This is a genomic window from Roseateles sp. DB2 (genome assembly GCF_051857535.1).
Taxonomy (GTDB): Bacteria; Pseudomonadota; Gammaproteobacteria; order Burkholderiales; family Burkholderiaceae_C; genus Roseateles_B.
Genome location: NZ_JBPZGY010000011.1, coordinates 97,535 through 123,483, shown reverse-complemented (window position 1 = coordinate 123,483; position 25,949 = coordinate 97,535). Strand labels below are relative to the sequence as shown.

Genomic DNA, 25,949 nt, shown 5'->3' with positions numbered 1-25,949 from the left:
CCAGCGGGGCGCTCCGATCGACAGCCACCCATCCTGCTTGAATACATGATGTCAACTCCACCCCTGAAGATTGGAATCTCCTCGCGCCTGCTGCATCCAGAAAAAGGCGTGAAAGGTCACTACGGCCGGACCCGCGCCTACCTGGAAGAGTCCGCAGCACATTGGGTGATGTCGCGCAATTCCCTTGCCTTCATGATTCCCACCGTCAGCACCCCTCGGTCGGCCCACCGCAGTGCTGTCCGCATCCGCGACTTCGCGGCTCATCTGGATGCCCTGGTCCTGCAAAGCGGTTCCGACGTATCTCCGCTGACCTACGGCGAAACCGCGCTCAAGCCGGAATGGGAGGGCGACCGGATCCGAGATCTGTATGAGCTGGAGCTGCTCCACGAGTTCATGCGGGTCGGAAAGCCGGTGTTGGGCATCTGCAGGGGATGCCAGCTCATCAACGTCGCCTTCGGCGGGACCTTGCACCAGGACATCGCCACCTTCCTCCCGGAGGCTGGTCTGCATGTCAGCGACGACTACGAAGACCTGCATCACGCCATCCAGTTCCCCCCCGGCTCATCCCTGGCCGCGATGTACCCCCAGGCTCAGGACCGCCAGGCCGAGTGGAAGGTCAATTCGATTCACCACCAGGCCATCAAGGACCTGGGCAAAGGCTTGCGGATCGAGGCTGTCTCGAGCGCAGACCATGTCATCGAGGCCATCCGCCTCGAAGGCGAGCCATTCGTGATGGGCCTGCAATGGCATCCGGAGTTCCACCACAGCGCAGGAGATGCACTGCTGGACTGCACGCCCATCCTGGACGAGTTCCTGCACCATGCGCGGCAGGCCGTGCAGGACCGGGAACCCGCCTTCGCAGCGGTCTGAGCGCCAGGCTGAGGCCGCTTCCGGCGGCCCTGCCCGATCGGGCGAACTGGCGACGAAGGAGCGGCAAGCGCCAGGCTGCCAGCGCCCCGTCACATGAGGCACAAGCCCCGGACCACAACGGCTGCCCACGAGCGGCGGCAGGCACGCACATCCCTGTAGCATGAGGCCCCTGACATTCTGTTTTCAAGCCCTGGCGGCATGGCCGGCAGAGCAGGTCGGCCACGCGTGAGGCCAGGCACAAGACCATAGACAAGCAAGGGAGCTCAGATGGAACCGAACCGGACACCGCGTGTGCCCGCCAGCAAGCAGGCCGATCGTCCGGCCACGACGGTAGGCCTTTTTTTCGGCGGTCGCTCTGCGGAGCATGCCGTTTCCATACGCTCGGCGGCGACCATCCATGCGGCACTGTGCAATGCCGGCTACCAGGTCGTGCCCATAGGCATCGAGCTCGGCGGCAGTTGGCGCTACATGCCCTTGACGCAGGACACCTTCCATCAGGAGGTCGATGCCCGTGCCTGCGCCGTGACCCTGGCGCCCGGCAGCGCCGGTCAGCTGATTGCCAGGGATGGCCTGCCCGTCGCGGGCGGCCTGCCGCGCATTGACGTCGCCTTCCCGGCCTTGCACGGCCCCTTTGGAGAGGACGGCTGCCTGCAGGGACTGTTCGAGACCTGCGGCCTGCCCTACGTGGGCGCCAAGGTGCTGGCGGGTGCCATCACGATGGACAAGGAAGTGACGAAGCGACTGCTGAGCGCCGCGGGCCTGCCCGTCGTCCCCTATCGCGTGCAGTTCGCCGGTCAGCCGACACCCGCCTGGCAATCCGTGAGCGAGCAACTCGGGCCGCGGCTTTACGTCAAGCCCGCATCGCTTGGTTCCTCGATAGGCACAGCCCCGGCTGACGACCCGGCCTCCTTCGCGCAAGCGCTCGCGGGGGCGCTCGAGCACGGTGAAAAGGTGCTCATCGAGACGCGCATCGTCGGCCGGGAGCTTGAGTGCGGCGTGCTGGAGACCGGCGACGAGCCAGTGGCATCGGTCGTCGGCGAGATCAAGGCGGGCACCCAAGACGCGTTCTACGACTATGCAGCCAAGTACGCGGCCGACAGCCCCGCAACGACAGAGGTGCCGGCCCGTCTGCCGGCCGAGATCTCCGACCGCGTCCGCGCCATGGCCGTCGAGGCCTTCCGGACCCTGTCTTGCAGCGGACTGGCGCGCGTTGACTTCTTTCTCAGCGAACAGGGCGAGCTCTTCATCAACGAGGTCAACACATTGCCGGGGTTCACGTCGATCAGCCTGTTTCCCTGCATGTTCGAGGCATCAGGTATCAGCATCCAGGATCAGGTGACCCAACTGGTCCAGCGCGCGATGGGGCGCCGCTGAGCCGCGAATACGCTGGCAGCCAGCGGTGCGGCTGCCGCGCCGGGTCAGGACAGGTCGATCATCTGGCGGACCCCACGAAGGCGTGCAGGCGCTCTGGATGCCGCCAGCTTCCGGCAGCCCCAGCTCGGCGCCCAGGGTGGCGGGTCTCGCGCCCAGCACAAGGCGAGGACGGCTGACGGTACCGGATGACGAAGTTGCTGCGGCATGAGCAGGCCACAGCGTCCCCTTCGGGTTTCGACCTGACAATGCGCTAAATTCGCAGAGGACCATCCATTTCTGGAAACATCGATGGCAAGTTGGCCGCTGAGCTGGGGCGATGTTCGCCTGTTCCTGGCTGTCGCGGAAGGTGGCAGCGTGAGCCAGGCCGCGCGCCGCATGCAACTGAAGGTGCAGTCAGGGGGCAATCCTTCGAACCCGGTGGCACGTGCTCAGGCGGACCTGCCGCTGCGCCTGCAAGGCCCCGGCGCCATGGAACTGCTGACGCCGGCCGAGCTTCGCTGCATCGTGGCCGCCTGTACCAGCTCGGCCAATGCCCGCCGGCTGCCCGACCTCCCTCGCCCAGGCCAGATCGACTGGATTGACAGGGCCCCAACGCATGAACACCTGCCGGTCAAGCAGCCCCTGACCGCCGCGATCCCAGATGCCCGACCCGGCCTCAGTGCTGACGGCGACCTGGCCCAGCTGGCGGCCTGCCACGCAGGCGTAGGCGCCATGGAGCGGACGGTGGCGCCTCACGGGCACGCCCTGACCCAGGGCCTGGTCCGCCTGGACCTGTCCCTGGGGCCGACAGAGCAGGCCGAGCCCGTCCTGGTGGCGCACCGGCACACGGCCCGTGCTGCCCCGCATCCCGTTCGTCGCAGAGGCGCTGAGCGCCGTCATCCAGGGCACCCAAGGCCTGGACGCGCGCAGAGCCTGCCGGCTGCCTGGCCGCCCCGAGCATGACATCCAACGCCCTCCTCAAGGATCTGCGGCAGACCTTGCAGCGCACACTGACCCTGACCCTGGGCTATGCCGGCGTCGGTCTGTTGAGCCTGAAGCTGGCGATGGCGCCGAACTACGCCATCCCCCTCTTCCCCTCCGCAGGCCTGGCCCTGGCGGCCCTGCTGTGCTGGGGGCTGCGGGTCAGCCCCGGCGTGCTGATGGGCTCGCTGCTGCTCAATCTCGTGCTGGGCGAGGAACGCGGGCAGATGTCCTGGCTGACATCCAGCCTCATCGGCACCGGCGCCATGCTGCAGGCCGTGGTAGGCACCCTGCTGATACGCCGGGCCCTGCCCGGTACCCTGGTCCTGGTGGAGCCCTGGGACCTGCTGCGCTTCAACGCGCTCGGCGCAGGGGTGGCCGGCATGATCAGCGCCACGGTGGCAACGCTGGCCTTGCGCAGCGCTGGCGTACTGGCACCGGACCAGACACTGGACAGCTGGCTGTCCTGGTGGATGGGGGACGCGCTGGGCGTGCTGATCGGTGCGCCCATCCTGCTGTGCCTGATCGGCCGGCCGCATGCGGTCTGGGCACCTCGCCGGCTCAACGTCGCGCTGCCGCTCCTGCTGGCCACGGTGCTGATGTCCTATGGCACCCAGCTCGTGCAGGCATGGAACTACGATGCGGCGCGCAACGCCTTCGAGCGCGAAGCCGACGGGCTGCTGGCCACCGGCAGACAGGCCATTCTCCAGCCCCTGGTGCCGGTGCAGGCCCTGGCCCTGCAACTGGAGCAGGCCCCCGGCATGAGTCAGAAGACCTTCCGCCAGGTGGCCGGCCCCTGGATCAATGAAAGCGTCAGCGCCTTGGGCTTCGCGGCCCGGGTCGAGCGCCGCGACGTGCAGGCCCTGGACGACGCCGCCATCCGCGACGGCCTGGCAGACTTCCGCAGCCGTGACCGCCAACGCCAGGGCGATGTCCGCCCGCCTGTCGGCGAGGCCATGGTGGTGATACGCCACATCGAGCCGCAGCAGGTCAACCGGGCGGCCCTGGGCATCAATGTGCTGAGCATCCCGGATGCCCGCGAGGCCCTGCTCGCAGCGATGCATGGGCGCCAGCCCGTGGCCAGCGCGGCCTTCATGCTCAGCCAACACGAGCAGCCGACCCTGGGCGTGGTGGTGTACCGGGCCGTGCGCCCGGTGGACGCTGCCGCCGCACGCGCGCCGACGGGGGTGGTCTTCTCCACGGTACGGCCGGATCTGCTGCTGGCCCAGGTGCCTGGGTCCCCCAAGGGCCTGCTGCTGTGCCTGCTGGACCGCAGCGCCGACCAGGCACGCCATCTGGCCGGTGCGCCGGGCTGCGCGAGCCGGCGGGCCGACCTGCCCCAGCGCGAGATCCAGATCGACTTTGCAGGCCGGCGCTGGACACTCGCAGCCTATATGGCCCGCAACGACCTCGGCACCCAGGCCAGCGCCAGCAGCCTTCCCTTCGTCGTCGTGGCCCTGTTCAGCACCGCCTTGCTGGGTGCGCTGCTGCTGAGCGTGACCGGCCGCACCAGCACCGTCCAGGCCCTGGTACGCGACCGCACCGCAGCACTGCGCCACGAGATCGCCGAGCGCGAACGCGCCACCGCCGCATTGAAGGACCGTGAGCGACGCTTCAGCAACATCTTCGAGCACGCCCCCATAGGCATCGTCTTCACCGAGCTGGACGGCGCCGTGCGCGAGGCCAATCCACGCTTCTGCGAGATGGTGGGCTATCCCCTGGCCGCGCTGCTGGGGCGCCGCACCCTGGACCTGACGCACCCGGAGGATCGTGAGCAGGACAAGCGCATGGGCCAGGCCTTGCTGCGCGGCGAGTTCAGCAGCTACCAGCGCACCAAGCGCTATCTGCACCAGGACGGCAGCCAGGTGGAAGTCCGCGCCCTGGTCAGCGTGCTGCGCGACGAGGACGGGCAGCCCTACAGCCTGCTCGGCGTCGTCGAGGACATCGGCGACCAGCGGCGTCTGCGCGATCTGGAGCGCGCCCGGGAGGCTGCGGAGGCTGCCAGCGCGGCGAAGAACGAGTTCCTCTCCCGCATGAGCCACGAGCTGCGCACGCCGCTCAACGCCATGCTCGGCTTCGCCCAGCTGCTGAGCCTGGAAGGCCAGCCGACGCTGTCTAGGCGCCAGCAGGAATGGACGCACCAGATCCAGCAGGCGGGCTGGCACCTGCTGGAGATGATCAACGACACCCTGGACCTGTCCCGCATCGAGTCCGGCGCCATGCGCCTGTCCCTGGACCGCCAGGACCTGCCCGCCCAGTTGCAGGAGGTGTCCGCCCTGCTGCAGACGCAATGGCAGCAGCAGGACATTCGTATCGAGCTGCGGCTGGCCGCCAACGCCCGCTGGGTGCAGGCAGACGCCACGCGCCTGAAGCAAGTACTCAGCAATCTGCTGAGCAATGCCATCAAGTACAACCGCCAGGGTGGCGAGGTGCGCGTCAGCAGTACGGTCGCGTCGCCTGGCACGGTCGAGATCCGCGTGCAGGACCAGGGGCCGGGGCTCACACCCGCGCAGCAGGCCCAGCTCTTCCAGCCCTTCAACCGCCTGGGCCGGGAGAACGGCAGCATCGAGGGCACGGGCATAGGCCTGGTGATTTCTCGCCGGCTGGCGGAGCTCATGGGCGGCAGCCTGGATTTCGAAGCTTCGCTGGGCGACGGCGCCTGCTTCGTGCTGCGCCTGCCGGCCGCGGAAGGGCCGCAGGCCACCGCGCGCGAGCTGCCCGGCGTCGCCAGGCGCAGCTACGGCCGGACCGGCGAGCTGCTCTACATCGAAGACAACCCCGTCAACGCCGAACTGATGCTGGCCATGCTGGCCCAACGCCCCTCCCTGCACTGCGAACTGCGCACGGATGGCCGCAGCGGCCTTGCAGCCCTGCGCCACAAACGCCCTGACCTGCTGCTGCTGGACATGCAGCTGCCGGACATGGATGGCCTGGACGTCCTGCACCAGCTTCGCCAGGAACCGGGGCTCGCGGAGCTGCCGGTGTTCATCGTGTCTGCCAATGCACTGCCGGAGCAGCAGGCAGCCGCCCTGGACCTAGGTGCCAGGGCCTATCTCACCAAGCCCCTGGACCTGCAGACCCTGCTGGCGCATCTGGACGCGCTGTTCCAGGACGGCGGCACGCTCTGAATGAGCCATGGATCTTCCGCCCCGGAGCGCGTATTGCGTCGCACAGCAAGGCACTTCCATCAGCGGAGGGCTTGGCCGTCTGTGCACAATAGCCGCTGAAGGGCGCCCTCGCCCGCATCGCCTCGAGAACCCCCTCCATGACTTCGACCGAACTCGCCCCTGCCCCCGGCACCGCCCTGGTGGAAGCCGACAGCCCACCTGCCGTCCTGCAATTCCTGACCTTCCGCATAGGTGCTGAGGAATACGGCATAGACATCCTCAAGGTCCAGGAGATCCGCTCCTATGAGGCACCCACCCGGATCGCCCACTCGCCCAGCTTCGTCAAGGGCGTGGTCAATCTGCGCGGTGTGATCGTACCCATCGTGGACATGCGCATCCGCCTGGGCTGCGAGGCCGAGACCAATGCCTTCACCGTCGTCATCGTGCTGAACGTGGTGGGCCGGGTCGTTGGCGTGGTGGTGGATTCGGTATCCGACGTGCTGGAGATGGCCCGCTCGGCCATCCGCCAGGCCCCGGAGGTAGGCTCGTCCATCGACACCCGCTTCGTGACCGGCCTGGGCACCATCAATGAGCGAATGTTGATCCTGCTGGACATCGAAGCCATGATCGCCAGCCCGGACTTCGGCTTGATGGAATGAGAATATTCCATATAAATCATGCACTTGGGAATTTTGCTCGCCGATTAGCACTCGTCGCATTTGAGTGCTAATATGAATGGGTCGGAGCCAGCCATGGCTTCACCGAAAGCGAGAACCCTCCATGTCCAACCAAGCACTGACTGTTCGCGATCCCTGGGCCCTGCTCCCATCGCTGGGCAATTTGGACGCGTATATCTCCGCCGTGAACCGCATGCCCCTGCTCACCCCCGAGGAAGAGCAGAGCTTTGCCCGCCGCCTGCGCGAGCAGGGTGATCTGGAGGCCGCAGGGCGGCTGGTGCTCTCGCACCTGCGTCTGGTGGTCTCGATCTCCCGCCAGTACCTCGGCTATGGCCTGCCCCAGGGCGACCTGATCCAGGAAGGCAATGTGGGCCTGATGAAGGCGGTCAAGCGCTACGACCCGGACCAGGGCGTGCGCCTGGTGTCCTATGCCATGCACTGGATCAAGGCCGAGATCCACGAGTACATCCTGCGCAACTGGCGCATGGTCAAGGTGGCGACCACCAAGGCACAGCGCAAGCTCTTCTTCAATCTGCGCTCCATGAAGCACAGCCTCAAGGGCGAGGCGGCGGACGACCAGGTGCAGCGAGCCAGCTTGAGCGAGGCCGAGATCGAGCATGTGGCCCGCGAGCTCAACGTCAAGCGCGAGGAAGTCCTGGAGATGGAGACGCGCCTGGCCGGTGGCGACGTCGCCTTGGAGCCCCAGACCGACGAGGACGGCGAAAGCTTCGCCCCCATTGCCTACCTGGCCGACGACAGCCAGGAACCCACCCGCGTGCTGGAAGCTCGAGGCCGCGATGATCTGGCCGGCGATGGCATCACCCGCGCCTTGGCGGTACTGGATGAGCGCAGCCGCCGCATCGTGGAAGAGCGTTGGCTCAAGGTCAACGACGACGCCTCGGGTGGAATGACCCTGCACGAGCTGGCCGCCGAGTATGGCGTCAGCGCCGAGCGCATCCGCCAGATCGAGGTGGCTGCGATGAAGAAAATGAAGAAGGCCCTCAGCGAAACAGCATGAACGTCCTGCGGGTCAGGCGCGTCCAGGGGCCCAGCCCCTGCTGACAAGGTCGCTGCCAGCGTCTGGCAGAGCCGATGCTCCAGGGCTTCAGCCATCCAGGCTGGAGCCCTTTTTACTTCCTGCGGCGCGGGCCACGGTCCAGCCAAGAGCGACACCCGCAGTGCTTCGGATGCGGTCCGTGCGCCGTCGGGCACCCGGCAGAACGCCCAGGCTTGCGCGGCAACATGCTGCGGCTCCGTCGCCGCGAAGCGCATGCCACAGGCCGCACCACAGGCCGCATGCCACAGACGTTTGGCAGCGGATTGAGGGGCAGGCAGGCCCCAGTGCTACACCGGATGCGGACGCCAGCCACCCGGGAGCGAGGTGCGACAGCCCATTGGCCGCTCAGCGCCGGGACTCCCCCAGCAGCGTCATGATGTCCTGGCTCAGCGCCTCAGCACCGCTGCCATAGCGAGAGAAGACGCGGATGCGCCCCTCGGTGTCGAAGATGAAGCTGGCCGCCGTGTGGTCCATGGTGTAGGTCTCGGGCGTCTTGCCGGGGACCTTGGCGTAGTAGACCTTGAACTCCTGCGCCGCCGCCTTGAGCTGATCGGGTGAGCCGCGCAGGGCCACGAAGCTGGGGTCGAAGCTGCCGAGGTAGGCCTTCAGCAGCTCGGGGGTGTCACGGTCCGGGTCCACCGTCACGAAGACTCCCTGAACCTTGTCTCCATCGGCGCCCAGCATCTTCTTCACCTGGGACAGCTCGGCCATGGTGGTCGGGCAGACGTCCGGGCATTGGGTGAAGCCGAAGAAGACCACCACCACCTTGCCCTTGAAGTCAGCCAGGCTGCGGCTGCGGCCGTCGATGTCAGGCAGCTGCAGTTCGCGAGCGTACTTGGCCCCGGTCAGGTCCACGCCCTTGAAGGTGCTCTTGCTGGATTGATAAAGATCGCAGCCGGCCAGGGCCAGGCCCAGCGCCGCGCCCGCGGCGCCCAGGAGCAGTGCACGTTTCTTGATCATGGTGTCAGGCCATCAGAGGCTGCAGGTAGTGGTCCAGCAACAGCGCAGCAAACAGCAGCGACAGGTGCAGGATGGAGAAGCGGAAGGTCTTGCGCGCAAGGGCCTCAGAGTACTCGCGCCAGAGCTGCCAGCCATGGAGGCAGAACAAGAAACCCAGGATCAAGGCACTGGCCAGGTACAACCAGCCGCTCATGCCGATCAGGAAGGGCAGCAAGGTGGCGGCAAACAGGATCCAGGTGTACAGCACGATCTGCAGGCGGGTGAACTCGCCGCCGTGCGTCACCGGCAGCATGGGCAGGCCTGCACGGGCGTAGTCCTCGGCGCGGTACAGGGCCAGGGCCCAGAAATGCGGCGGCGTCCAAAGGAAGATGATCAGGCACAGTACCAGCGATTCCGGCCCTACATCGCCCGTCACGGCAGCCCAGCCCAGCACAGGCGGCATGGCGCCCGAGGCCCCGCCGATCACGATGTTCTGCGGCGTCATGGGCTTGAGGATCACCGTGTAGATGATGGCGTAGCCCACGAATGTGGCAAAGGTCAGCCACATGGTCAGCACATTGCAGCCCCAGGCCAGCAGGGCCATGCCCAGGCCGCACAGGGCGGCGGAGAACAGCAGGGTTTGCGGCCGGCTCAGCTCGCCCTTGGCGGTGGGGCGCCAGGCGGTGCGCTTCATCTTGGCATCGATGTGCTGCTCGATGAGGCAGTTGAAGGCGGCCGCGGCCCCTGCGACGAGCCAGATGCCCAGGGTGCCGGCGGCGATGGCCCCCCATTGCCCAGGGCTGGGCCAGCCGGGGATGGCGAGAGCCATGCCGATCACGGCACAGAAGACGATCAGCTGCACCACGCGGGGCTTGGTGAGCTGGTAGTACTGCTGCCAGCGGGAGAGCGCGGGAGCGGGAGCGGGCGTATCGGCCATATCAGGCGTGGGGGGTCAGTGGCTGCGTGCGGGCACGCAGCAGGGTGAGGCAAAGCAGCAGCGCCGCAGCGCCGCCAGTGTGCGCCAGAGCGGCCAGCAGAGGCCAGTCCAGCACGACGTTGCTGAGGCCGCTGAGCAGCTGCCACAGCAGGATGAGCACGAGGCGCCGGGCCCAGAGCCCCTGGCCCACCCCGTGAAGGCGCCAGGCCAGCAGCAGGACCGCTGCTGTCGCGGCCAGCGCAAAGAGACGGTGCGTCCAGTGGATGGCCACCAGGGCTTCGAAAGGCAGCACGCTGCCATCATGATGCAGGCCCAGCTCGCGCCACAGGGTGAATCCCCGCGCGAAGTCCATGGCCGGCCACCAACCGCCCTGGCAGGTGGGAAATTCGTCGCATGCCAACACGGCGTAGTTGGTGCTGACCCAGCCGCCCAGCGCCACCTGCAGCAGCACGACCAGCAGCACCAGCACAATGCCGCGCCGCAGGCCCGGACCCAGCAGCAGGACGCGATTCCCCAGGCGTTGCGCCTGCCAGCCCAGCAGCATCAGCAGGCCCAGGGCCAGCAGCAGGTGCAGGGTGACGATGGCCGGGAAGAGCTTCATGGTCACGGTCAGCGCGCCGAACAGACCCTGCACCAACACCCAAGCCAGGCTCAGCCAGGACCATGCGGGTGAAGGCATGCCCGTCTCGCGGCGCCAGCGGGTGTGCAGCACGGCCGTCGTGAGGATCAAGAAGCCCACCGCGCTGGCAAAGTAGCGGTGCAGCATCTCCACCCAGGCCTTGCCATGCGTGACCGGCCCAGTGGGCATGGCCGTCTGGGCCTGCTGGATGTCGCCGTGGGCGCCCAGCGGCGAGGCATGGCCGTAGCAGCCCGGCCAGTCCGGGCAGCCCAGGCCGGAGTCGGTCAGACGGGTGAAGGCGCCGAAGAGGATGAGCTCGAAGGTGAGCGTCATGGCCAGCACCGTCAGCAGGCGCAGGCGCTCGCGGTGCGGCGCCCCGCGGCCGCGGCGCCAGGCCCAGGCCAGCGGCAGGCCGCCCAGCAGCACGGCCATGGCCAGCATCTGCAGCAGGGGACTGAAGTCGAATCCGATCACGATGCGGGCGTCCTTCAGCGTCCGGGGCGGTCCCAGCCCGCGTTGGCCTTGACCAGGCGGTCCAGGTCCTTCTTGAACTTGGACGGATCGAGCTGGGCCGGCGAGCGCATCATCCAACGGCCCAGGGGGTCGATGAGGAACAGGTGCTCGTTCAGCTGGTGCCCCTCGGCGGGCTTCAGCCAGGCCTGCAGCTGCGCGGCCGGCACGCGCAGGGCGGTGACGGGCGTGCCCTGCGAGATCAGCTGGCGCAGCTCCGCCGAGACCGGCTGCTGGTCAGGGATGAGCCAGAGCTTGTCGAACTTGTCGCGCTCCTTGCCCTGCATCTCGCGCAGTTGGCGCTGGGCGAACATCAGGCGGTCGCATTGCGCATCGCAGTGGCTGGGCTGGACCACGGTCAGCAGCCACTGCCCCTTCAGCGACTCGGCGCTCACCGGCTTGCCGTCCAGGTCCTGCAGGCTCAGGGTGGCCGGCATGTCGACGGTGGGGGTGATCAGGTCGGAGTAGGCCCGGCCCTGCAGCTTCAACACGTAGAAGCTGAAGTACGAAGCCACCACAGGCGCCGCGCACACGGCGACCACGCCCAGCATGCGCAGACGGCCGGCGCGGGTGCGCTGCTGCTCGGCCAGCGCCGCCAGTTCGGCGGGCTGGGGCTGGCTGTGAACGGTGAAGGACAGCGGGCTGTCGTCCCCGGCCCCGGCCTGCATCTCGGTGCGGATGTCAGCGGGAGCGTCGGGGACGGAGGACTTGGAACCAGACATACAAACCCAGTTGGAGGACCGAAAGCGCGGCCCATTGCGCGGCGTAGCCGTAATGCTTGTGGATGTCGACCGCCGGTGCTGGCCACTCGCGCAGCAGGCCCGGGGTCGCCCCTTCATGCGCCGTCTGCAGCACCGTCAGGGGCAGCAGGGGCAGGCCGGTCTCGCGGGCGAAGGCGGCCGGGTCCAGATTCTGCCGGATGCGCCCGCTGCCTGCCTCGCCCAGCTGATACAGCCTCGACGGAGAAGCGGCCATGCGGCCCTCGACGAGGACCTCCCCCGTCTCGGGAGCAAGTGCGGGCAGGCGGCCGCGGTCGGCCACGTCGCGCGGCACCCAGCCGCGCTGGACCAGCACCACGTCGGCGCGGCCGCTCAGCTGCAGCGGTGTCAAAAGAAAGAAGCCCACCCGCCCGTCCATGGGCCGGTTCTCCAGCCAGACCTCGTGCTGCGACAGCCAGTGGCCCTGCAGGCGCACGCGCCGGTGCAGGCCTTCGGCGCCCGCGGCCGCGAGGCCGGCGCCGTCCAGCGCAGGCGCCTGGGCGCGCTGCGTGATGGCGGCCTCCAGCGCCCGCTTCTGCCCCGCGCGGTCCAGTTGCCAGGCGCAGAGGCCGGCCGTCAGCGCCACGCCGACCAGGGTCAGCGGCAGCAGCCAGCGGCGCTTGCGATCAGCGGGGGTACTCGTGTTCATGCCAGGGCGAATCGCGCAAGGGGGGTGAAATAATCGGCAGCCATGAAAACCATCATCTTGCTCGGCTTCGTCGCCATTCTCGGAGCGCTGGCCGCGGCCGGCCTCTTCATGCTGCGCCGGGGCGGCGACCGCAAGAAACAGGGGCCGCAGATGGCGCGAGCATTGGCCGTGCGGGTGGGCGTGTCCATCGCCCTCTTCCTCATCATCCTGCTGAGCTACCAGATGGGCTGGATCAAGCCCACCGGCGTGCCCATGGGCCACTGAGCCCGGCCGCTGGTCCTGGAGTCACCCTGCTGCATCGGCATCGGTGCGCCAGCCCTGGTTTCCCACCCTCGCCACGGGCCTGATGGACGGCAGCAAAAAAGGGGAGGATGGGCGGACGATCAGAGGGCAAGGGTGGCTGCAGCGCCCCAAAAACAAAGCGCCGCGGCATGCGGCGCTTTGTCATGGCCGCAGGGCAGGGCCATGGCACGCGATGCCGCAGCACCGCGCGAGGATGATCACATCCAGTAGACGACGACGTACAGGCCCAGCCACACCACGTCCACGAAGTGCCAGTACCAGGCTGCGCCTTCGAAGCCGAAGTGGCGGTCACTGGTGAAGTGGCCCTTCTGCAGGCGCAGGGTGATGAACAGCAGCATCAGCATGCCCACGAAGACGTGGAAGCCGTGGAAGCCGGTCAGCATGAAGAAGGTCGAGCCATAGATGCCCGAGCTGAGCTTGAGGTTCAGCTCATGGTAGGCATGCGCGTACTCATAGCCCTGCACGCACAGGAAGGTGATGCCCAGCAGCACCGTGATCCACATGAAAGCGATGGTCTTGCCACGGTTGCCGGCGATCAGCGCATGGTGGGCGATGGTCAGGGTCACACCCGAGGTCAGCAGCAAGGCCGTGTTGATCGTGGGCAGGGGCCAGGGGCCCATGGTGGTGAAGGCTTCCACCGTGCCGGCCGGCGAGGCCGTGGCACCGGCGGCCATGCTGGGCCACAGGGCCTTGAAGTCCGGCCACAGCAGCTGGTTCTCCAGGCTGCCCAGGGCAGGCACCGAGTGCACGCGAGCCCAGTACAGCGCGCCGAAGAAGGCGGCGAAGAACATCACCTCCGAGAAGATGAACCAGCTCATGCTCCAGCGGAAGGAGACGTCGATGCGGTCGCTGTAGAGGCCGCCTTCGCTTTCACGGATGGCGTCGCCGAACCACTGCTTCAGCACGAAGGCCCACCACAGCAGGCCGAAGGCCAGCGAATATGCGCCCCACTGGTGGTCATTGATCCACTGGCCGGCGCCCAGGATCACGAAGAACAGGCCGATGGCGGCCATCACCGGATGCCGCGAAGGGCCCGGCACGAAGTAGTAGGGGGTGCTCCCCTGGGAGGTCGCTGCCGACATTGATGATCTCCTCGATCTTCTAACGACTCAATTCAACTCAACACTAGGCGCCAGCCACGCCGCTGCCGATCACCCACTGGACCAGCAGCACGAGGCTGACCACGAATACAGCGGCTGCAATGACCCCGGCGATGATCACATGCACCGGGTTCAGTTGCGCCACATCCTTGTCATAGCCGGCACCCTTGCGGATGCCGATGAAGGACCAGGCCACCGCCTTGACGGTGCCCAGGAAGCTGCCCCTGCGGGCCGCCGCCTCCTTCAAATCCTTCCCAGCTTCGCTCACAGCTGACGCTCCTGGACAGCCGCCGCCTGCTTCTTCACGGCGTCCTTGCCAACGTCCTTGCCGGTCACCTCGAAGAAGGTGTAGGACAGGGTGATGGTCTTGACGTCCTTGGGCAGCTTCGGGTCCACGTAGAAGACCACCGGCCACTGCTTCACCTCGCCCGGGGCGAGGGTGTATTCGTTGAAGCAGAAGCATTCGAGCTTCTTGAAGTGGGACGTCGCCTGCTTGGGAGCGTAGCTGGGGATGGCCTGGGCCGACATGGTCCGGTCCTGCACATTGCGGAACTCGTACATGACGGTGGTCAGCTCGCCCGGGTGCACCTTCACATGGTTGGTCGCAGGCTTGAAGTCCCAGGGGCCGCGGGCGTTGGCATCGAACTCGATCTCGATGCTGCGGCTGTAGTCCACCTGGGTGTTCTTCACGTCCTCGGCGCGGACCGCATGCGTGCCCTGCGACAGCGTGAGCACATTGATGCCCAGCGCCGTGCAGACCGCGCGGTAGACCGGCACCAGGGCATAGCCGAAGCCCGACATGAGGGCGACGACGACCAGCAGCTTGCCCATCATGAGCCGGTTGTCCCGGCGCAGGAGGTCAGCGAGTTGCCAGCGCTTGTCGCTCATGACGGCCTCAGCGTCCCAGCCAGGTCATCTTGACCATGAAGCCGACCATGAAGGCGACCGCGACCGAGGCCAGGATCAGGCCCAGGCGGCGGTTGGCCTTGCGTTGTTCAGGCGTGCTGCTCATGGCCAGTCCTTCAGCCGATCACCTTGGTGGCGGTGGCGTCCAGCTTGGGCGGGTTCTCGAAGGTGTGGAAGGGGGCCGGCGAAGGCACTTCCCATTCCAGGCCTTCAGCGGCTTCCCAGGGCTTCTGCGGGGCCTTCTCGCCCTTGCCGCGCATCATGGGCAGCGCGACAGCGAAGAAGAAGTAGACCTGCATCAGGCCGAAGCCGAAGGCGCCCACCGAGGCGATGGCGTTGAAGTCGGCGAACTGCATGGGGTAGTCGGCGTAGCGACGGGGCATGCCGGCCAGACCCAGGAAGTGCATGGGGAAGAAGGTGATGTTGAAGAAGATCAGCGAGCCCCAGAAGTGGATCTTGCCGCGGGTCTCCGAGATCATCACGCCAGACCACTTCGGGCCCCAGTAGTACACACCGGCGAACAGGGCATACAGCGAGCCGGCCACCAGCACGTAGTGGAAGTGGGCGACGACGTAGTAGGTGTCCTGGATCTGGATGTCGATCGGCGCCATGGCGCAGATCAGGCCGGTGAAGCCGCCCATGGTGAACACGAAGATGAAGCCCACGGCCCACAGCATCGGGGTCTCGAAGGTCATCGAGCCGCGCCACATGGTGGCCAGCCAGTTGAAGATCTTCACGCCCGTAGGCACGGCGATCAGCATCGTGGCGTACATGAAGAAGAGCTGGCCCGTCACCGGCATGCCGGTGGCGAACATGTGGTGGGCCCACACGATGAAGGACAGGATGGCAATCGAAGCGGTGGCGTACACCATGGAGGCATAGCCGAACAGGCGCTTGCGGGCGAAGGCCGGCACGATCTGGCTCACGATGCCGAAGGCCGGCAGGATCATGATGTAGACCTCGGGGTGACCGAAGAACCAGAAGATGTGCTGGTACATGATGGGGTCACCACCGCCAGCGGGGCTGAAGAAGCTGGTGCCGAAGTGGCGGTCCGTCAGCGTCATGGTGATGGCGCCGGCCAGCACGGGCATCACGGCGATCAGCAGATAGGCCGTGATCAGCCAGGTCCAGGCGAACATGGGCATCTTCATCAGCGTCATGCCGGGCGCGCGCATGTTCAGGATGGTCACGATGATGTTGATCGAGCCCATGATGGACGAGGCGCCCAGGATGTGCATCGCGAAGATGCCGGCATCCATGGAGGGGCCCATCTGCAGGGTCAGCGGCGCGTACAGCGTCCAGCCGGCAGCGGGGGCGCCGCCGGGCATGAAGAAGGACGCAACCAGCATGAGGGCGGCGGGGATCATCAGCCAGAAGCTGAAGTTGTTCATCCGCGCGAAGGCCATGTCCGAGGCGCCGATCTGCAGCGGGATCATCCAGTTCGCGAAGCCCACGAAGGCCGGCATGATCGCGCCGAACACCATGATCAGACCGTGCATGGTCGTGAACTGGTTGAACAGCTCGGGGTTGAAGAACTGCAGGCCCGGCTGGAACAGCTCGGCGCGAATGCACAGGGCCAGCACGCCGCCGATCATCAGCATCGTGAAGGCGAACAGCAGGTACAGGGTCCCGATGTCCTTGTGGTTGGTGGCAAACACCCAGCGGCGCCAGCCGGTGGGCGCGTGGTGGTCGTCGTGGTGATCGTGCCCGTGGGCATGAACGTCATGACCGTGGGGGTCAAGCACTGCACTCATGTTGATTCCTCTGTTCCTTGACGTTCAAACCATCACTTGCGAGCGGCCACGATCTCGGCCGGCTGCACGATCTGGCCGGTCTTGTTGGACCAGCTGTTCTTGGTGTAGGTGATGACGGCGGCGATCTCGGTGTCACTCAGCTGCTTCCAGGCGGGCATGCCCTTGTCCAGGCGGCCGTTCAGCAGCACCTGCACCTGCTCTTCATGCTTGTCGGAGAGCACCACGGGCGAGCCGTCCAGGGCCTTGATGGGGCCGGCTCCCTTGCCGTCAGCCTTGTGGCAGGCGGCGCAGTTGGCGTTGTAGACCTTTTCGCCGCGGGCAACCAGTTCTTCCTGCTTCCAGACCTTGGAAGGATCATCAGCCTTGGCGGCCAATTCCTTCTTCTTGCCGTCCACCCACTTGCTGTAGTCCTCGGCGGACAGCACCTTCACGTGGATGGGCATGTAGGCGTGCTCCTTGCCGCAGAGCTCGGCGCACTGGCCATAGAAGTCACCGATCTTCTCGGCCTTGAACCAGGTGTCGCGCACGAAGCCGGGAATGGCATCCTGCTTGACGCCGAAGGCCGGCACCATCCAGGCATGGATGACGTCGTTGGCGGTCGTGATGATGCGCACCTTCTTGCCCACCGGCACCACCAGCGGGTTGTCCACACGCAGCAGGTAGTCGTCGGTGGCTTCAGGCTTGCCGGAGTCGGAGGCATTGCGCTGGCCCACGTCCAGGGTGGACAGGAAGCCAATGCCCTCGCCCTCGCCCTTCAGGTAGTCATAGCCCCACTTCCACTGGTAGCCGGTGGCCTTGACGGTGAGGTCGGCGTTGGTGGTGTCCTTCATGGCAACCACGACCTTGGTCGCCGGCAGGGCCATCAGGATCACGATGATGAAGGGCACGACGGTCCAGGCAATCTCGACCTTGACGCTCTCATGGAAGTTCGCGGGCACGGCGCCCTTGGACTTGCGGTGCTTGATGATGGAATAGAACATCACCCCGAACACCGCGATGAAGATGCCCAGGCAGATGATGAGCATCATGTTGTGCAGCCACATCTGCTCGCTGGCGATCTTGGTGACCGGCGGGTGCAGGTTGAGCTGGTTGACTGCCGGACCGCCCGGCAGGTCCTTGACGGGGTTCGCCAAGGCGGCATGGGTGGCCAGCGTCGCGCCCAGCGCCAGGCTGAAGCGGCTGCAGGCCCGCCCCAGCTGGCACACGGCAGCGTTCATCATCTTCATGGTCGTCACTTCTGTCTCCAATCGATCCGACAAGCCGGTGCACGCGCCCTGAGGTCCGCACACCCGCCCTTGCGTCCTTCCCGCCAGCCCCCATGTACCGCAGCGATGCAGTCACGGCCGGACCGGCTCGACAAACCTACAGCTCCTGAAACCAGCTTCACCGCCTTGGCAAGTCCTGACCCCGCATGGCCTCAGCTCATCAGGCAAATACCGGCACCGCAGACCCCTGCTGCACCGGCTTGACGCATGGGTGACCGCCTGGGCTGTCACGAATTGCCTCACCTGTTGACCTGACGCAAAGCGCAAGCCCAGTAGATACCCTAGGATGGAAGGGATTTGGCCTCAGAAAACCGCGGGATTTTAGCCCAGGCACCCTGAGGCCATGTGGTCTTTGTGCGTCGCTATCGCCTGCCTGTTTACCCTGTAGACAGTCCCGTCGCGCAGGCTGCGTGGACGAGCCGGGAGGGTCAGTCCTTGCCCTGACGCCGCACCATGCTGCGCATGTCATCCAGGCTGACGTGAGTCTCCCCGCTCACCCGGGGGCGCGGCACCGGCTTGAAGGCGTGCCCGTAGACCAGCTCCAGGCTCATCGTGATCAGGCCATCCGGACCACGCAGGCTCTCCAGCGCCCTCAGCAGTTGCTCGTGCCAGCGCCGCGTACGCAGGCCCGGAAAGCGCGAAGGAGACACATTGCCCCCAAGCGCGCGCAGGTCCTCCAGCAGTTTCTGCGGCTCGGACCAGGTCAGGCGCAGCCGCTCCTGGTCCATCACCGGATCGGCGAAACCGGCCTCGACCATCATGTCGCCCAGGTCATGCATGTCCACCCAGGCTGGCATGGGCCGGCCCCAGCCCCGGGACTCGTACAGGCGCACCAGTTCAACCAGGCTGTCCGGCCCCAGGCAGGAGAACATCAGGAAACCGTCGACCGCCAGCAGTTGGTGCCAGGTCTTGAGCAGAGCGGGCTTGTCCGGCGCCGCGTGCAGGGACATATTGGCCCACAGCATCTGCACCGCCTCGCCTCCCTGGGCGAGCTGCGGGTCGGCAGACCTCAGCAGCTTGCGCCACCAGGGCTTCTGCAGGCGCCGCTCCGCGCGCTGGTGCAGGGCCGGCGTCGGCTCCTGCCACCATGCGCGGGCCTCCGGATAGACCGATTGCAGCACCGCCAGGCTGTCACCCAGGCTGGGCGCCCACTCCATGTAATCGGACGGCTTGAGCTTGATGAAGTCCAGCCGCTCGGCCATGCGTCTCGCCACCTCGGCATGCAGCCACGGGGCCTCGTCCCGGCCGGCCAGGCGGCGCAGCTGCTGCTGCAGGGCCGGGGCATCAATCTGATGGGGGACGGGACGCGCGGACTCATTCATCGGCGTCAGTATATTGAGCCATGCTCTCCACCGCCTGGACCCGCGCCAAAGCCCTGTTGCCCCGTGAGCGGCCACGCCTGGGTGGGCAGTGCCTGCTGTGTCGGCAATGGAGCCGGCATCGCCTGTGTGCGCAGTGCCTGTCGCAGGCCGCCAGCCGGCCGGCCCGCGGCGCAGCCTGCTCGCGTTGCGCCCTGCCCCTGGCTGGCACGGGCAGCCCTTGCTGCGCCGCCTGCCTGCGCCAGCCACCACCCCTGGACCACTGCCGGGCCGCGCTCGATTACGGCCATCCCTGGGACCGGCTGCTGCTGGACTTCAAGTTCAATGCCCAAGCACCGCTGGCCAAGCCCCTGGCCGCGCTGATGCTCGGCGCCTTGCAGGCCGAGCCCCGCCCGGACCTGCTGTGCTGCGTGCCGCTGTCAAGCCAGCGTCTGCGCGAGCGGGGTTACAACCAGAGCCATGAGCTGGCCCGGCGCCTGGCCCGGCCGCTGCAACTGCCTTACGAGGGCCGCCTGCTGATCCGCCTGCCGGGCGCACCGCAGTCGCGCCTGGATGCCGAAGCCCGGCGGCGCCATGTGCGCGGCGCTTTCGTCCTCACGGCGGGCATGGCGGCGCGGATCCGGGGCGCCCGCGTGGCCGTGGTTGACGACGTAATGACCACCGGAGCCACCCTCCACGAGATTGCCGCGACGCTCAAGCGCGCGGGCGCCGCAGAAGTCTGGGGCTGGGCGCTGATGCGGGCCGGCTGAGGGCCGACTGAGGGCCGCCGCCGAAGGCCCTAGACTGCGCGCATGTTTCGCATCGTCCTGGTCCATCCTGAAATCCCGCCCAACACGGGCAATGTGATCCGCCTGGCGGCCAATACCGGCTGCGAGCTGCACCTGATCGAGCCTCTGGGCTTCTCCATGGAAGACCGCCTGCTGCAGCGCGCCGGCCTGGACTACCACGAGTACACCCGCCTCAAGCGCCATGCCGACTGGCCCAGCTTCCTGGCCGCCGAGCAGCCGGCGCCGGAGCGGCTGTTTGCCTTCACCACGCGCGGCAGCCACGTGCTGGCCGAGCAGCGCTGGCAGCCGGGCGACTGGCTGGTCTTCGGCTCCGAGACCGCCGGCCTGCCGCCCGCCCTGCGCGACAGCTTCCCGCCATCCCAGCGCGTGCGCCTGCCGATGCGAGCCGGGCAGCGCAGCCTCAATCTCAGCAATGCGGTAGCCGTGGCCGTCTTCGATGCATGGCGCCAGCAGGGCTATGCCGGCGGCACCTGAACGCGGCTGAGGGCGCGAGGCCTTACTCTGGCTTCAGCTTCAGCCGGCGGATGACCCGCCCCCAGCGCTCGCGGTCCTCGCGCATCTGCAAACGCAACCCTTCAGGCGCAGAGCCGATGGCATTGAAGTGCTGGGACAGCAGGCGCTCCCGGAAAGCCGGACTGCGCACCAGGGTGCTGACCAGCATTGCCATGTGCTCGACAAGGGCCTGCGGCGTGCCGGCCGGGGCCAGCAAGCCCTGCCAGGACAAGGCCTCGAAATCCTTCAGCCCCTGCTCCGCCAGCGTGGGGAGGTCCGGCCAACTGGTGTTGCGCACGCTGCTGCTGAGCCCCAGGGCGCGCACCTTCCCCGCCTTCCAGGCCCCCAGCGCCATACCCGGCACCATGAAGGCGGCCTGGATCTCGCCACCCAGCAGGGCTTGCAGCACTTGAGGGAAGCCGCCATACGGCACATGGTTGAGGACCACGCCGGCTCGCGCGGCCAGATCCTCCATGGCCAGGTGCGAGGCACTGCCCAGGCCCACCGAGCCGTAGTTGATGCCTTCACGGCGCGCCCGCAGCAGTTGCAGGAACTCCACCAGCGTCCCCACGCCCAAGGCCGGCGAGACCAGCAGCACATTGGGCGAGGAGGCGATCAGGCTGACGGGGGTCAGGTCTTGCCTCGCGTCGTAGCCGGGCTTTCGGTTCAGCAGGTCCGCCGTGGTCAGCGGGCCCTGGATGGTCAGCAGCCAGGTGTAGCCGTCCGGGGCGGCGTGGGCGGCCAGGCCCGTGCCGATCAGACCGCCGGCGCCGGGCTTGTTCTCGACCAGCACGGTCTGGCCCAAGGAGGGCCGCAGGCCGTCGGCCAGGGCGCGGGCGATGAGGTCCGGCGAGCTGCCCGGCGGAAAGGGCACGATGAGCTTGAGCGGCCGCGCCGGCCACTTTGCGGTGTCGGCGGCATGCCCTGTCAGGGGCAGGGCCAGCAGGCCGGCCAGGGTGTCGCGACGGCGCAGCATGTGGGGTTCCGGCGCCTCAGTGCTCGGCGCGCGCCTGGCGCCCCATCAGCAGGTCCACACCCGCACGCGGGCTCAACCGACCGTCCAGCACAGCCACCACCGCCTCGGTGATGGGCATGTCCACGCCCTTGGCCCGCGCACGGGCCAGCACGGTGGGCGCGCTGTAGACGCCCTCGGCCACGTGACCCAGCTGCTGCAGGATGTCGGAGAGGGCCAGGTCTTGCGCGAGCAGCAAGCCCACGCGGCGGTTGCGGGAGAGATCGCCGGTGGCGGTCAGCACAAGGTCGCCCATGCCGGAGAGCCCCATGAAAGTCTCCGTCTGTGCGCCCAGGGCAAGTCCCAGGCGCAGCATCTCGGCCAGGCCGCGGGTGATCAGGGCCGCCCGCGCATTGAGGCCCGGGGCCTGCTCCGGCTCACCGGCGGCTTCTGCGCGCTGCCGCAGACCGTCAGCAATGCCCACGGCGATGGCCATCACGTTCTTGACCGCGCCGCCGACCTCCACGCCCACCGGGTCGCTGGAGCTGTAGACGCGCAGGCGCTCGCCGTGGAAGGCCTGCACGCCCAGCTGCGCCAGCTCGGCGTCCCCGCTGGCCGAGACCAGGGCCGTGGGCTGGCCGGCGGCCACCTCTTGCGCAAAGCTGGGGCCTGAGAGGATGCCCACGCGCAGGTCCGGCCGGACCTCGCGGGCGATCTCATGGCCCAGCAGCCCGGTGCCGGCCTCGAAGCCCTTGCAGAGCCACATGACGCGCGCACCGGCGGGCATCTGCAACAGCATGTCGCGCAAGGCGGCCATGGGCGTAGCGATGATGATCAGGCCCTCGCGCGCATGCGCCAGGGCTTCGTTGAGCCGCCCCTCCAGCCGCAACGAGGCTGGCAGCGCCGCACCGGGCAGATAGCGTGCGTTGCTGCCGCCTGACTGCATGTCCCGGACCAGGGTCTCGTCACGGGCCCACAGCAGCACCTCATGCCGCGCAGCGGCCTGGATGGCCAATGCGGTGCCCCAGGCACCGGCTCCCAAAATGCTGATCTTCATCGCGTTGCCAGGCAAACGGCGCCCGAGGGCCACCGGGATCAGAAGTGACAACGCCACCTCGCGGTGGCGTGCTGAGGGCACAAGCCAGGCCCGTGGGCCTGATCATGCCAGGACCATCAGTTCAGGGCTTCGGCGGCCGGGGCTTCCGCCTGGGCTTGCTGGCGGGCTTCGAACATGGCCTGGAAGTTCACCTCGGTCAGCAGCACGGGCGGGAAGCCGGCGCGGGTGCAGACATCGGACACCACGGCGCGCAGATAGGGGTAGATCATCTGCGGGCAGACGATGCCCAGGATGCCCTCGATCTGCTCATTGGGCAGGTTGCGGATCTCGAAGATGCCGGCCTGCTTGGCCTCGATCAGGAACAGGGTGCGTTCAGCGATCTTGGTGGTCACGGTGGCAGTCACGCTGACCTCGAAGACGCCCTCGGCAACGGGCTCGGCAGCCAGGGTCAGGTTGATGTCGACCTGCGGCTGGGCCTGCTCGGTCAGGATCTGCGGGGAGTTCGGTTGCTCCAGCGACAGGTCCTTCAGGTACATGCGCTGGATGTTGAACACGGGGGTCAGTTGCTCGTCGGCCATGATGGTCTCGTTCGTGTGGGTGGGTGCCCGGCAAACACGCAGCCGCCAAGCAGACGGGGCGGATTATCACCCAGGCCCCGCAAAGGCCCGGGGGCGGAATTGCCCGCTCTTGAATTGGCTCAATAAGGCCCCAGCGGCTGCCGGGGTCGCAGGATCAGGCTGCCTGCTTCAGCAGGGGCAGCAGCCCACCGCGCTGGTCGAGGGCGATCAGGTCATCGCAGCCGCCCACATGGGTCTGGCCGATGAAGATCTGCGGCACGGTGCGGCGGCCGGTCAAGCTCATCATGGCCTCGCGCTGGATGGGGTCCAGGTCCACGCGGATCTCCTCGATCTGCTGAACGCCTCGCTGCTTCAGCAAGGCCTTGGCCCGCACGCAGTAAGGGCAGACCTGGGTGGTGTACATCTTCACAAGGCTCATGGCCGGACTCTCTGGTACTTCTCAGCGCGAGGGGTTGGACAGGACGAGAGGCTCAGGCCTTCTCGATGGGCAGGTTGGCCTCGCGCCAGGCCTTCATGCCGCCGGCAAGCACCTGCACATTGGCATAACCAGCCTTGCGAAGCATGCCAGCAGCGCGGCCGGCGCGTGCGCCGGTCTGGCACACCAGCACCAGGGGCAGGGTCTTGTTGGAGGGCAGTTCCTTGCTGGTCTCGACACTGCCAAAGGGGATGTTGCGCGCGCCGCTGGCATGGCCGGCCGCGAATTCCGCGGGCTCGCAAACGTCGATCAGCACACCCTTCTCACGGTTGACCAGGCGCACGGCCTCGTTCGTGTTGACCTGCCCGGCGCCGCCGCCCTGCAGGGCAGAGCGCAGCAGCAAGCCGCCAGAGACCAGGGCGGCCAGGACCAGATACCAGTTGTCGATCAGGAATTTCAATTCGGGGCCTCAATGGGAAGGGGTGCGAGATTATAGAAAACGGCGCCCGCAGGCGCCGTGAAGCATCGTCCGGACCGGCGTCCGGGGCCGCGGGGGTCACCCCAGCTTGAAGGTGGACACCGCCGTCTGCAAGGCCTTGGCCTGCTGCTCCAGGCTGCTGGCTGCGGCCGCAGCCTGCTCGACCAGGGCCGCGTTCTGCTGCGTCATCTGGTCCAGCTGGCTCACCGACTGATTCACCTGCGTGATGCCCTGGCTCTGCTCGCTGGCGGCGGCGGTGATCTCGCCGATGATGTCGGAGACGCGCTGCACGCTGGCCACGATCTCACTCATGGTGGAGCCCGCGTCCTGCACCAGGCGGCTGCCGGACTCGACCTTGTCCACGCTCGCACCGATCAGGGCCTTGATTTCCTTGGCCGCCTCCGCGCTGCGCTGGGCCAGGCTGCGCACCTCGCCGGCCACCACGGCAAAGCCGCGCCCCTGCTCGCCCGCACGGGCCGCTTCCACGGCGGCGTTCAGCGCGAGGATGTTGGTCTGGAAGGCGATGCCGTCGATCACGCCGATGATGTCGTTGATCTTCTTGGAGCTGGTGTTGATCTCGTCCATGGTGGTCACCACCTGGTTGACCACCTCGCCACCCTTCTGCGCCACCGCAGCCGCGGAGCCCGCCAGCTGATTGGCCTGCGAGGCCGCGTCCGCGCTCTGGCGTACGGTCTCGGTGAGGGTCTGCATGTTCGAGGAGGTCTGCTCCAGCGAGGTCGCCTGCTTCTCGGTCCGTACCGAGAGATCGTGGTTGCCCACGGCGATCTCGCGCGAGGCCACGGTCATGGAATCCGTGCCCGTGCGCACATTGGCCACGATGGCAGCCAGGCCCCGCGACATGTCGCGCACCGCCGCCAGCAGACTGCCTTCGGCCCCGGGGCTGACCTGGATGTCCTGAGAAAGGTCGCCCTCGGCCATCTGCCGCATCACATCGCGGGCGTACTCCGGCTCACCGCCCAACTGGCGCCAGACACTGCCGATCACGAGGTAGGAACCCACGCCCAGGCACAGCACCACCACGAGGCCGCTGACCACGATGGCACTGAGACTGGACGACACGCCCCGGCTCGCTGCCTCGAGGCCGTTGTCGAAGCCCTCGCGCGCCTCGGCCCGGGCCTTGCCGAGCACGCCTTCCAGGTCCTTCAGTGCGGCCTGCATCTTGGGAATGGCGCCAGCCTGGTCGCCCTGCTTGATGCCCAGGAAGAGCTGGGCGGTGTCGGAGGCGGCAGCGTAGTAGGTCTCGAAGCTGGTGGAGAGCTTGCCCGCCATCTCGCCCCGGCCTTCGATGGCCTTGATCGTCCCCAGGGTCTTGCGCATGGCAGTCGCGCGCTCGTTGGCCTCGTCCAGGCGCTTCTTCTCGCCCTCGGCCACGGCGCTCTGGATGGTGGCGCCCAGGGCCTCCAACTGCGAGGCGAACTGGTTGGTGGCATCCAGATAGGGCGCATGCACATCGCCGACGGCCTGGATGGCGCCCGAGGTGCGCGCCGAGAAGGCCAGCACAACGGCGATCCCGATCGCGAAGATCACCGCTGCCAGCACCGGCAGCAGCCAGATCCGGGTCTTGACATTCATGTCCAACTCCTTGGTCGCCGGACGGTGCGGGCCCCGCCCCGCCCGGCTGTCATCACGGACTCAATCAACGGTCAGCACGACCTTGACGCTAGCGTCCACGGCAGACTTCTCGATATAGCCGATGGCGTCCGGGTTGCCCGCCACGAACTTCTTCACCTCGGCCGAGCTGCCCACTTCCTTGGGCGGCGTGGCCTTGCCGGAGAAGACCAGGCGCGACCAGGCCGCCTTGACCTGGGCGCTGTTCTTGCCCGTGACCTTGGTGTAGAAGGTCTCGCGGATGGCCGCGCTTTCGGGCTGGTCCACCGGGGCGGCCGCAGCGCCGCTGGGCAGGGCGTTGCTCTTGCCGAGGAAGATGTTGGCCACCTGCTCGGCCGTCATGCTGGCGGCCGCACTCTTGGGGTTGACCACCACGGCCACCTGGGCCTGGGCCGCCACGCTGGCGCCGGCCAGGGCCAGCGCGATCAGGACTTGTTGCATGCGCATGGTCGGCCT

Annotated in this window: 28 protein-coding genes; 9 read left to right on the top strand and 19 right to left on the bottom strand. The window is 67.4% G+C overall.

Translation table 11 applies throughout. The features are described from left to right. Positions 1–45: 45 nt before the first annotated feature. The 6 genes from ACS5PK_RS16580 to rpoH all read left to right on the top strand — a co-directional run bounded on the left by ACS5PK_RS16580 (position 46) and on the right by rpoH (position 8,006). Positions 46–870, top strand: coding sequence for a gamma-glutamyl-gamma-aminobutyrate hydrolase family protein (locus tag ACS5PK_RS16580; protein WP_439441363.1), 825 nt, complete (start codon positions 46–48; stop codon positions 868–870). Positions 871–1,137: 267 nt separating this feature from the next. Then, positions 1,138–2,244 carry a D-alanine--D-alanine ligase family protein gene (locus tag ACS5PK_RS16575; RefSeq protein WP_439441362.1) on the top strand — a complete coding sequence of 369 codons (1,107 nt, stop codon included), beginning with the start codon at positions 1,138–1,140 and terminating at the stop codon, positions 2,242–2,244. 288 nt (positions 2,245–2,532) lie between these two features. Further along, positions 2,533–3,186, top strand: a complete 654-nt coding sequence (locus tag ACS5PK_RS16570; RefSeq protein WP_439441361.1) for a hypothetical protein — start codon at positions 2,533–2,535, stop codon at positions 3,184–3,186. Further along, positions 3,183–6,332: an ATP-binding protein gene (locus ACS5PK_RS16565; protein ID WP_439441360.1), complete on the top strand. Its 3,150-nt coding sequence runs from the start codon at positions 3,183–3,185 to the stop codon at positions 6,330–6,332. The genes ACS5PK_RS16570 and ACS5PK_RS16565 overlap by 4 nt, the downstream gene beginning before the upstream one ends. Positions 6,333–6,469: 137 nt before the next feature. Then, positions 6,470–6,970 carry a chemotaxis protein CheW gene (locus tag ACS5PK_RS16560; RefSeq protein ID WP_439441359.1) on the top strand — a complete coding sequence of 167 codons (501 nt, stop codon included), beginning with the start codon at positions 6,470–6,472 and terminating at the stop codon, positions 6,968–6,970. Positions 6,971–7,091: 121 nt separating this feature from the next. Further along, entirely contained in the window at positions 7,092–8,006 is a 915-nt protein-coding gene (gene rpoH, locus ACS5PK_RS16555) for an RNA polymerase sigma factor RpoH (protein ID WP_439441358.1), read from the top strand. A gap of 384 nt (positions 8,007–8,390) precedes the next feature. On the opposite strand, the gene ACS5PK_RS16550 is transcribed toward rpoH, so the two are convergent. From ACS5PK_RS16550 to ACS5PK_RS16530, 5 genes are read right to left on the bottom strand one after another with little or no spacing between them, the layout of a single operon-like run. After that, entirely contained in the window at positions 8,391–9,005 is a 615-nt protein-coding gene (locus ACS5PK_RS16550; RefSeq protein ID WP_439441357.1) for an SCO family protein, read from the bottom strand. Between the two features lie 4 nt (positions 9,006–9,009). Next, positions 9,010–9,921, bottom strand: a complete 912-nt coding sequence (cyoE, locus tag ACS5PK_RS16545; protein WP_439441356.1) for a heme o synthase — start codon at positions 9,919–9,921, stop codon at positions 9,010–9,012. Between the two features lies 1 nt (position 9,922). Then, entirely contained in the window at positions 9,923–11,014 is a 1,092-nt protein-coding gene (locus ACS5PK_RS16540) for a COX15/CtaA family protein (protein ID WP_439441355.1), read from the bottom strand. Between the two features lie 14 nt (positions 11,015–11,028). Next, complete coding sequence (locus tag ACS5PK_RS16535) at positions 11,029–11,772, bottom strand: SCO family protein (RefSeq protein ID WP_439441354.1); 744 nt, start codon at positions 11,770–11,772, stop codon at positions 11,029–11,031. Continuing rightward, a complete protein-coding gene (locus tag ACS5PK_RS16530) occupies positions 11,732–12,457 on the bottom strand; it encodes an SURF1 family protein (RefSeq protein WP_439441353.1) in 726 nt (241 codons plus the stop codon). Before ACS5PK_RS16530 ends, ACS5PK_RS16535 begins: the two co-directional genes overlap by 41 nt. Before the next feature lie 42 nt (positions 12,458–12,499). On the opposite strand from ACS5PK_RS16530, the gene ACS5PK_RS16525 reads away from it, so the two are divergent. Continuing rightward, entirely contained in the window at positions 12,500–12,721 is a 222-nt protein-coding gene (locus ACS5PK_RS16525) for a DUF2909 domain-containing protein (protein WP_439441352.1), read from the top strand. Positions 12,722–12,957: 236 nt separating this feature from the next. On the opposite strand, the gene ACS5PK_RS16520 is transcribed toward ACS5PK_RS16525, so the two are convergent. The 7 genes from ACS5PK_RS16520 to ACS5PK_RS16490 all read right to left on the bottom strand — a co-directional run bounded on the left by ACS5PK_RS16520 (position 12,958) and on the right by ACS5PK_RS16490 (position 19,107). Next, entirely contained in the window at positions 12,958–13,842 is an 885-nt protein-coding gene (locus ACS5PK_RS16520) for a cytochrome c oxidase subunit 3 (protein ID WP_439441351.1), read from the bottom strand. A 43-nt stretch (positions 13,843–13,885) separates the two neighbouring features. Then, a complete protein-coding gene (locus tag ACS5PK_RS16515; RefSeq protein ID WP_439441350.1) occupies positions 13,886–14,128 on the bottom strand; it encodes a DUF2970 domain-containing protein in 243 nt (80 codons plus the stop codon). Then, positions 14,125–14,748 (bottom strand): cytochrome c oxidase assembly protein, encoded by a 624-nt coding sequence (locus ACS5PK_RS16510; RefSeq protein WP_439441349.1) that lies wholly within the window; start codon positions 14,746–14,748, stop codon positions 14,125–14,127. Before ACS5PK_RS16510 ends, ACS5PK_RS16515 begins: the two co-directional genes overlap by 4 nt. A 7-nt stretch (positions 14,749–14,755) precedes the next feature. Further along, the gene (locus ACS5PK_RS16505; RefSeq protein ID WP_439441348.1) at positions 14,756–14,872 is read right to left on the bottom strand and encodes a cytochrome oxidase small assembly protein; all 117 of its coding nucleotides are present in this window, start codon (positions 14,870–14,872) and stop codon (positions 14,756–14,758) included. A gap of 10 nt (positions 14,873–14,882) precedes the next feature. Beyond that, the gene (ctaD, locus tag ACS5PK_RS16500) at positions 14,883–16,520 is read right to left on the bottom strand and encodes a cytochrome c oxidase subunit I (protein ID WP_439441347.1); all 1,638 of its coding nucleotides are present in this window, start codon (positions 16,518–16,520) and stop codon (positions 14,883–14,885) included. A gap of 32 nt (positions 16,521–16,552) precedes the next feature. Then, a complete protein-coding gene (gene coxB, locus ACS5PK_RS16495; protein ID WP_439441346.1) occupies positions 16,553–17,746 on the bottom strand; it encodes a cytochrome c oxidase subunit II in 1,194 nt (397 codons plus the stop codon). Between the two features lie 467 nt (positions 17,747–18,213). Then, entirely contained in the window at positions 18,214–19,107 is an 894-nt protein-coding gene (locus ACS5PK_RS16490; RefSeq protein WP_439441345.1) for a biotin synthase, read from the bottom strand. A gap of 20 nt (positions 19,108–19,127) precedes the next feature. On the opposite strand from ACS5PK_RS16490, the gene ACS5PK_RS16485 reads away from it, so the two are divergent. Beyond that, entirely contained in the window at positions 19,128–19,853 is a 726-nt protein-coding gene (locus tag ACS5PK_RS16485) for a ComF family protein (RefSeq protein WP_439441344.1), read from the top strand. Between the two features lie 42 nt (positions 19,854–19,895). Then, a complete protein-coding gene (locus ACS5PK_RS16480; RefSeq protein ID WP_439441343.1) occupies positions 19,896–20,366 on the top strand; it encodes a tRNA (cytidine(34)-2'-O)-methyltransferase in 471 nt (156 codons plus the stop codon). Positions 20,367–20,388: 22 nt separating this feature from the next. Here ACS5PK_RS16480 and ACS5PK_RS16475 read toward each other — a convergent pair whose 3' ends face one another. From ACS5PK_RS16475 to ACS5PK_RS16445, 7 genes are all read right to left on the bottom strand, one after another. Continuing rightward, complete coding sequence (locus tag ACS5PK_RS16475) at positions 20,389–21,360, bottom strand: Bug family tripartite tricarboxylate transporter substrate binding protein (RefSeq protein ID WP_439441342.1); 972 nt, start codon at positions 21,358–21,360, stop codon at positions 20,389–20,391. A 16-nt stretch (positions 21,361–21,376) separates the two neighbouring features. Then, entirely contained in the window at positions 21,377–22,393 is a 1,017-nt protein-coding gene (locus ACS5PK_RS16470; protein ID WP_439441341.1) for an NAD(P)H-dependent glycerol-3-phosphate dehydrogenase, read from the bottom strand. A gap of 116 nt (positions 22,394–22,509) precedes the next feature. Beyond that, positions 22,510–22,971 carry a protein-export chaperone SecB gene (gene secB, locus ACS5PK_RS16465; RefSeq protein ID WP_439441340.1) on the bottom strand — a complete coding sequence of 154 codons (462 nt, stop codon included), beginning with the start codon at positions 22,969–22,971 and terminating at the stop codon, positions 22,510–22,512. A gap of 154 nt (positions 22,972–23,125) precedes the next feature. Then, positions 23,126–23,389 carry a glutaredoxin 3 gene (grxC, locus tag ACS5PK_RS16460; RefSeq protein ID WP_439441339.1) on the bottom strand — a complete coding sequence of 88 codons (264 nt, stop codon included), beginning with the start codon at positions 23,387–23,389 and terminating at the stop codon, positions 23,126–23,128. Between the two features lie 52 nt (positions 23,390–23,441). After that, positions 23,442–23,846 carry a rhodanese-like domain-containing protein gene (locus tag ACS5PK_RS16455; protein WP_439441338.1) on the bottom strand — a complete coding sequence of 135 codons (405 nt, stop codon included), beginning with the start codon at positions 23,844–23,846 and terminating at the stop codon, positions 23,442–23,444. A 96-nt stretch (positions 23,847–23,942) separates the two neighbouring features. Then, entirely contained in the window at positions 23,943–25,457 is a 1,515-nt protein-coding gene (locus ACS5PK_RS16450; RefSeq protein WP_439441337.1) for a methyl-accepting chemotaxis protein, read from the bottom strand. Between the two features lie 60 nt (positions 25,458–25,517). Then, positions 25,518–25,940 carry a hypothetical protein gene (locus ACS5PK_RS16445; RefSeq protein WP_439441336.1) on the bottom strand — a complete coding sequence of 141 codons (423 nt, stop codon included), beginning with the start codon at positions 25,938–25,940 and terminating at the stop codon, positions 25,518–25,520. Positions 25,941–25,949 lie beyond the last annotated feature (9 nt).

Bases quoted from the DNA above. Each gene is read 5' to 3' on its own strand.
- coxB (WP_439441346.1), bottom strand. From the start codon at position 17,746: ATGAAGATGATGAACGCTGCCGTGTGCCAGCTGGGGCGGGCCTGCAGC.
- ACS5PK_RS16575 (WP_439441362.1), top strand. From the start codon at position 1,138: ATGGAACCGAACCGGACACCGCGTGTGCCCGCCAGCAAGCAGGCCGAT.
- ACS5PK_RS16445 (WP_439441336.1), bottom strand. From the start codon at position 25,940: ATGCGCATGCAACAAGTCCTGATCGCGCTGGCCCTGGCCGGCGCCAGC.
- ACS5PK_RS16475 (WP_439441342.1), bottom strand. From the start codon at position 21,360: ATGCTGCGCCGTCGCGACACCCTGGCCGGCCTGCTGGCCCTGCCCCTG.
- ACS5PK_RS16550 (WP_439441357.1), bottom strand. From the start codon at position 9,005: ATGATCAAGAAACGTGCACTGCTCCTGGGCGCCGCGGGCGCGGCGCTG.
- ACS5PK_RS16580 (WP_439441363.1), top strand. From the start codon at position 46: ATGATGTCAACTCCACCCCTGAAGATTGGAATCTCCTCGCGCCTGCTG.
- ACS5PK_RS16505 (WP_439441348.1), bottom strand. From the start codon at position 14,872: ATGAGCAGCACGCCTGAACAACGCAAGGCCAACCGCCGCCTGGGCCTG.
- ACS5PK_RS16520 (WP_439441351.1), bottom strand. From the start codon at position 13,842: ATGTCGGCAGCGACCTCCCAGGGGAGCACCCCCTACTACTTCGTGCCG.
- ACS5PK_RS16560 (WP_439441359.1), top strand. From the start codon at position 6,470: ATGACTTCGACCGAACTCGCCCCTGCCCCCGGCACCGCCCTGGTGGAA.
- ctaD (WP_439441347.1), bottom strand. From the start codon at position 16,520: ATGAGTGCAGTGCTTGACCCCCACGGTCATGACGTTCATGCCCACGGG.
- ACS5PK_RS16450 (WP_439441337.1), bottom strand. From the start codon at position 25,457: ATGAATGTCAAGACCCGGATCTGGCTGCTGCCGGTGCTGGCAGCGGTG.
- ACS5PK_RS16480 (WP_439441343.1), top strand. From the start codon at position 19,896: ATGTTTCGCATCGTCCTGGTCCATCCTGAAATCCCGCCCAACACGGGC.
- ACS5PK_RS16470 (WP_439441341.1), bottom strand. From the start codon at position 22,393: ATGAAGATCAGCATTTTGGGAGCCGGTGCCTGGGGCACCGCATTGGCC.
- ACS5PK_RS16535 (WP_439441354.1), bottom strand. From the start codon at position 11,772: ATGTCTGGTTCCAAGTCCTCCGTCCCCGACGCTCCCGCTGACATCCGC.
- ACS5PK_RS16570 (WP_439441361.1), top strand. From the start codon at position 2,533: ATGGCAAGTTGGCCGCTGAGCTGGGGCGATGTTCGCCTGTTCCTGGCT.
- cyoE (WP_439441356.1), bottom strand. From the start codon at position 9,921: ATGGCCGATACGCCCGCTCCCGCTCCCGCGCTCTCCCGCTGGCAGCAG.
- ACS5PK_RS16565 (WP_439441360.1), top strand. From the start codon at position 3,183: ATGACATCCAACGCCCTCCTCAAGGATCTGCGGCAGACCTTGCAGCGC.
- ACS5PK_RS16525 (WP_439441352.1), top strand. From the start codon at position 12,500: ATGAAAACCATCATCTTGCTCGGCTTCGTCGCCATTCTCGGAGCGCTG.
- rpoH (WP_439441358.1), top strand. From the start codon at position 7,092: ATGTCCAACCAAGCACTGACTGTTCGCGATCCCTGGGCCCTGCTCCCA.
- ACS5PK_RS16510 (WP_439441349.1), bottom strand. From the start codon at position 14,748: ATGAGCGACAAGCGCTGGCAACTCGCTGACCTCCTGCGCCGGGACAAC.
- ACS5PK_RS16485 (WP_439441344.1), top strand. From the start codon at position 19,128: ATGCTCTCCACCGCCTGGACCCGCGCCAAAGCCCTGTTGCCCCGTGAG.
- ACS5PK_RS16530 (WP_439441353.1), bottom strand. From the start codon at position 12,457: ATGAACACGAGTACCCCCGCTGATCGCAAGCGCCGCTGGCTGCTGCCG.
- grxC (WP_439441339.1), bottom strand. From the start codon at position 23,389: ATGAGCCTTGTGAAGATGTACACCACCCAGGTCTGCCCTTACTGCGTG.
- ACS5PK_RS16490 (WP_439441345.1), bottom strand. From the start codon at position 19,107: ATGAATGAGTCCGCGCGTCCCGTCCCCCATCAGATTGATGCCCCGGCC.
- secB (WP_439441340.1), bottom strand. From the start codon at position 22,971: ATGGCCGACGAGCAACTGACCCCCGTGTTCAACATCCAGCGCATGTAC.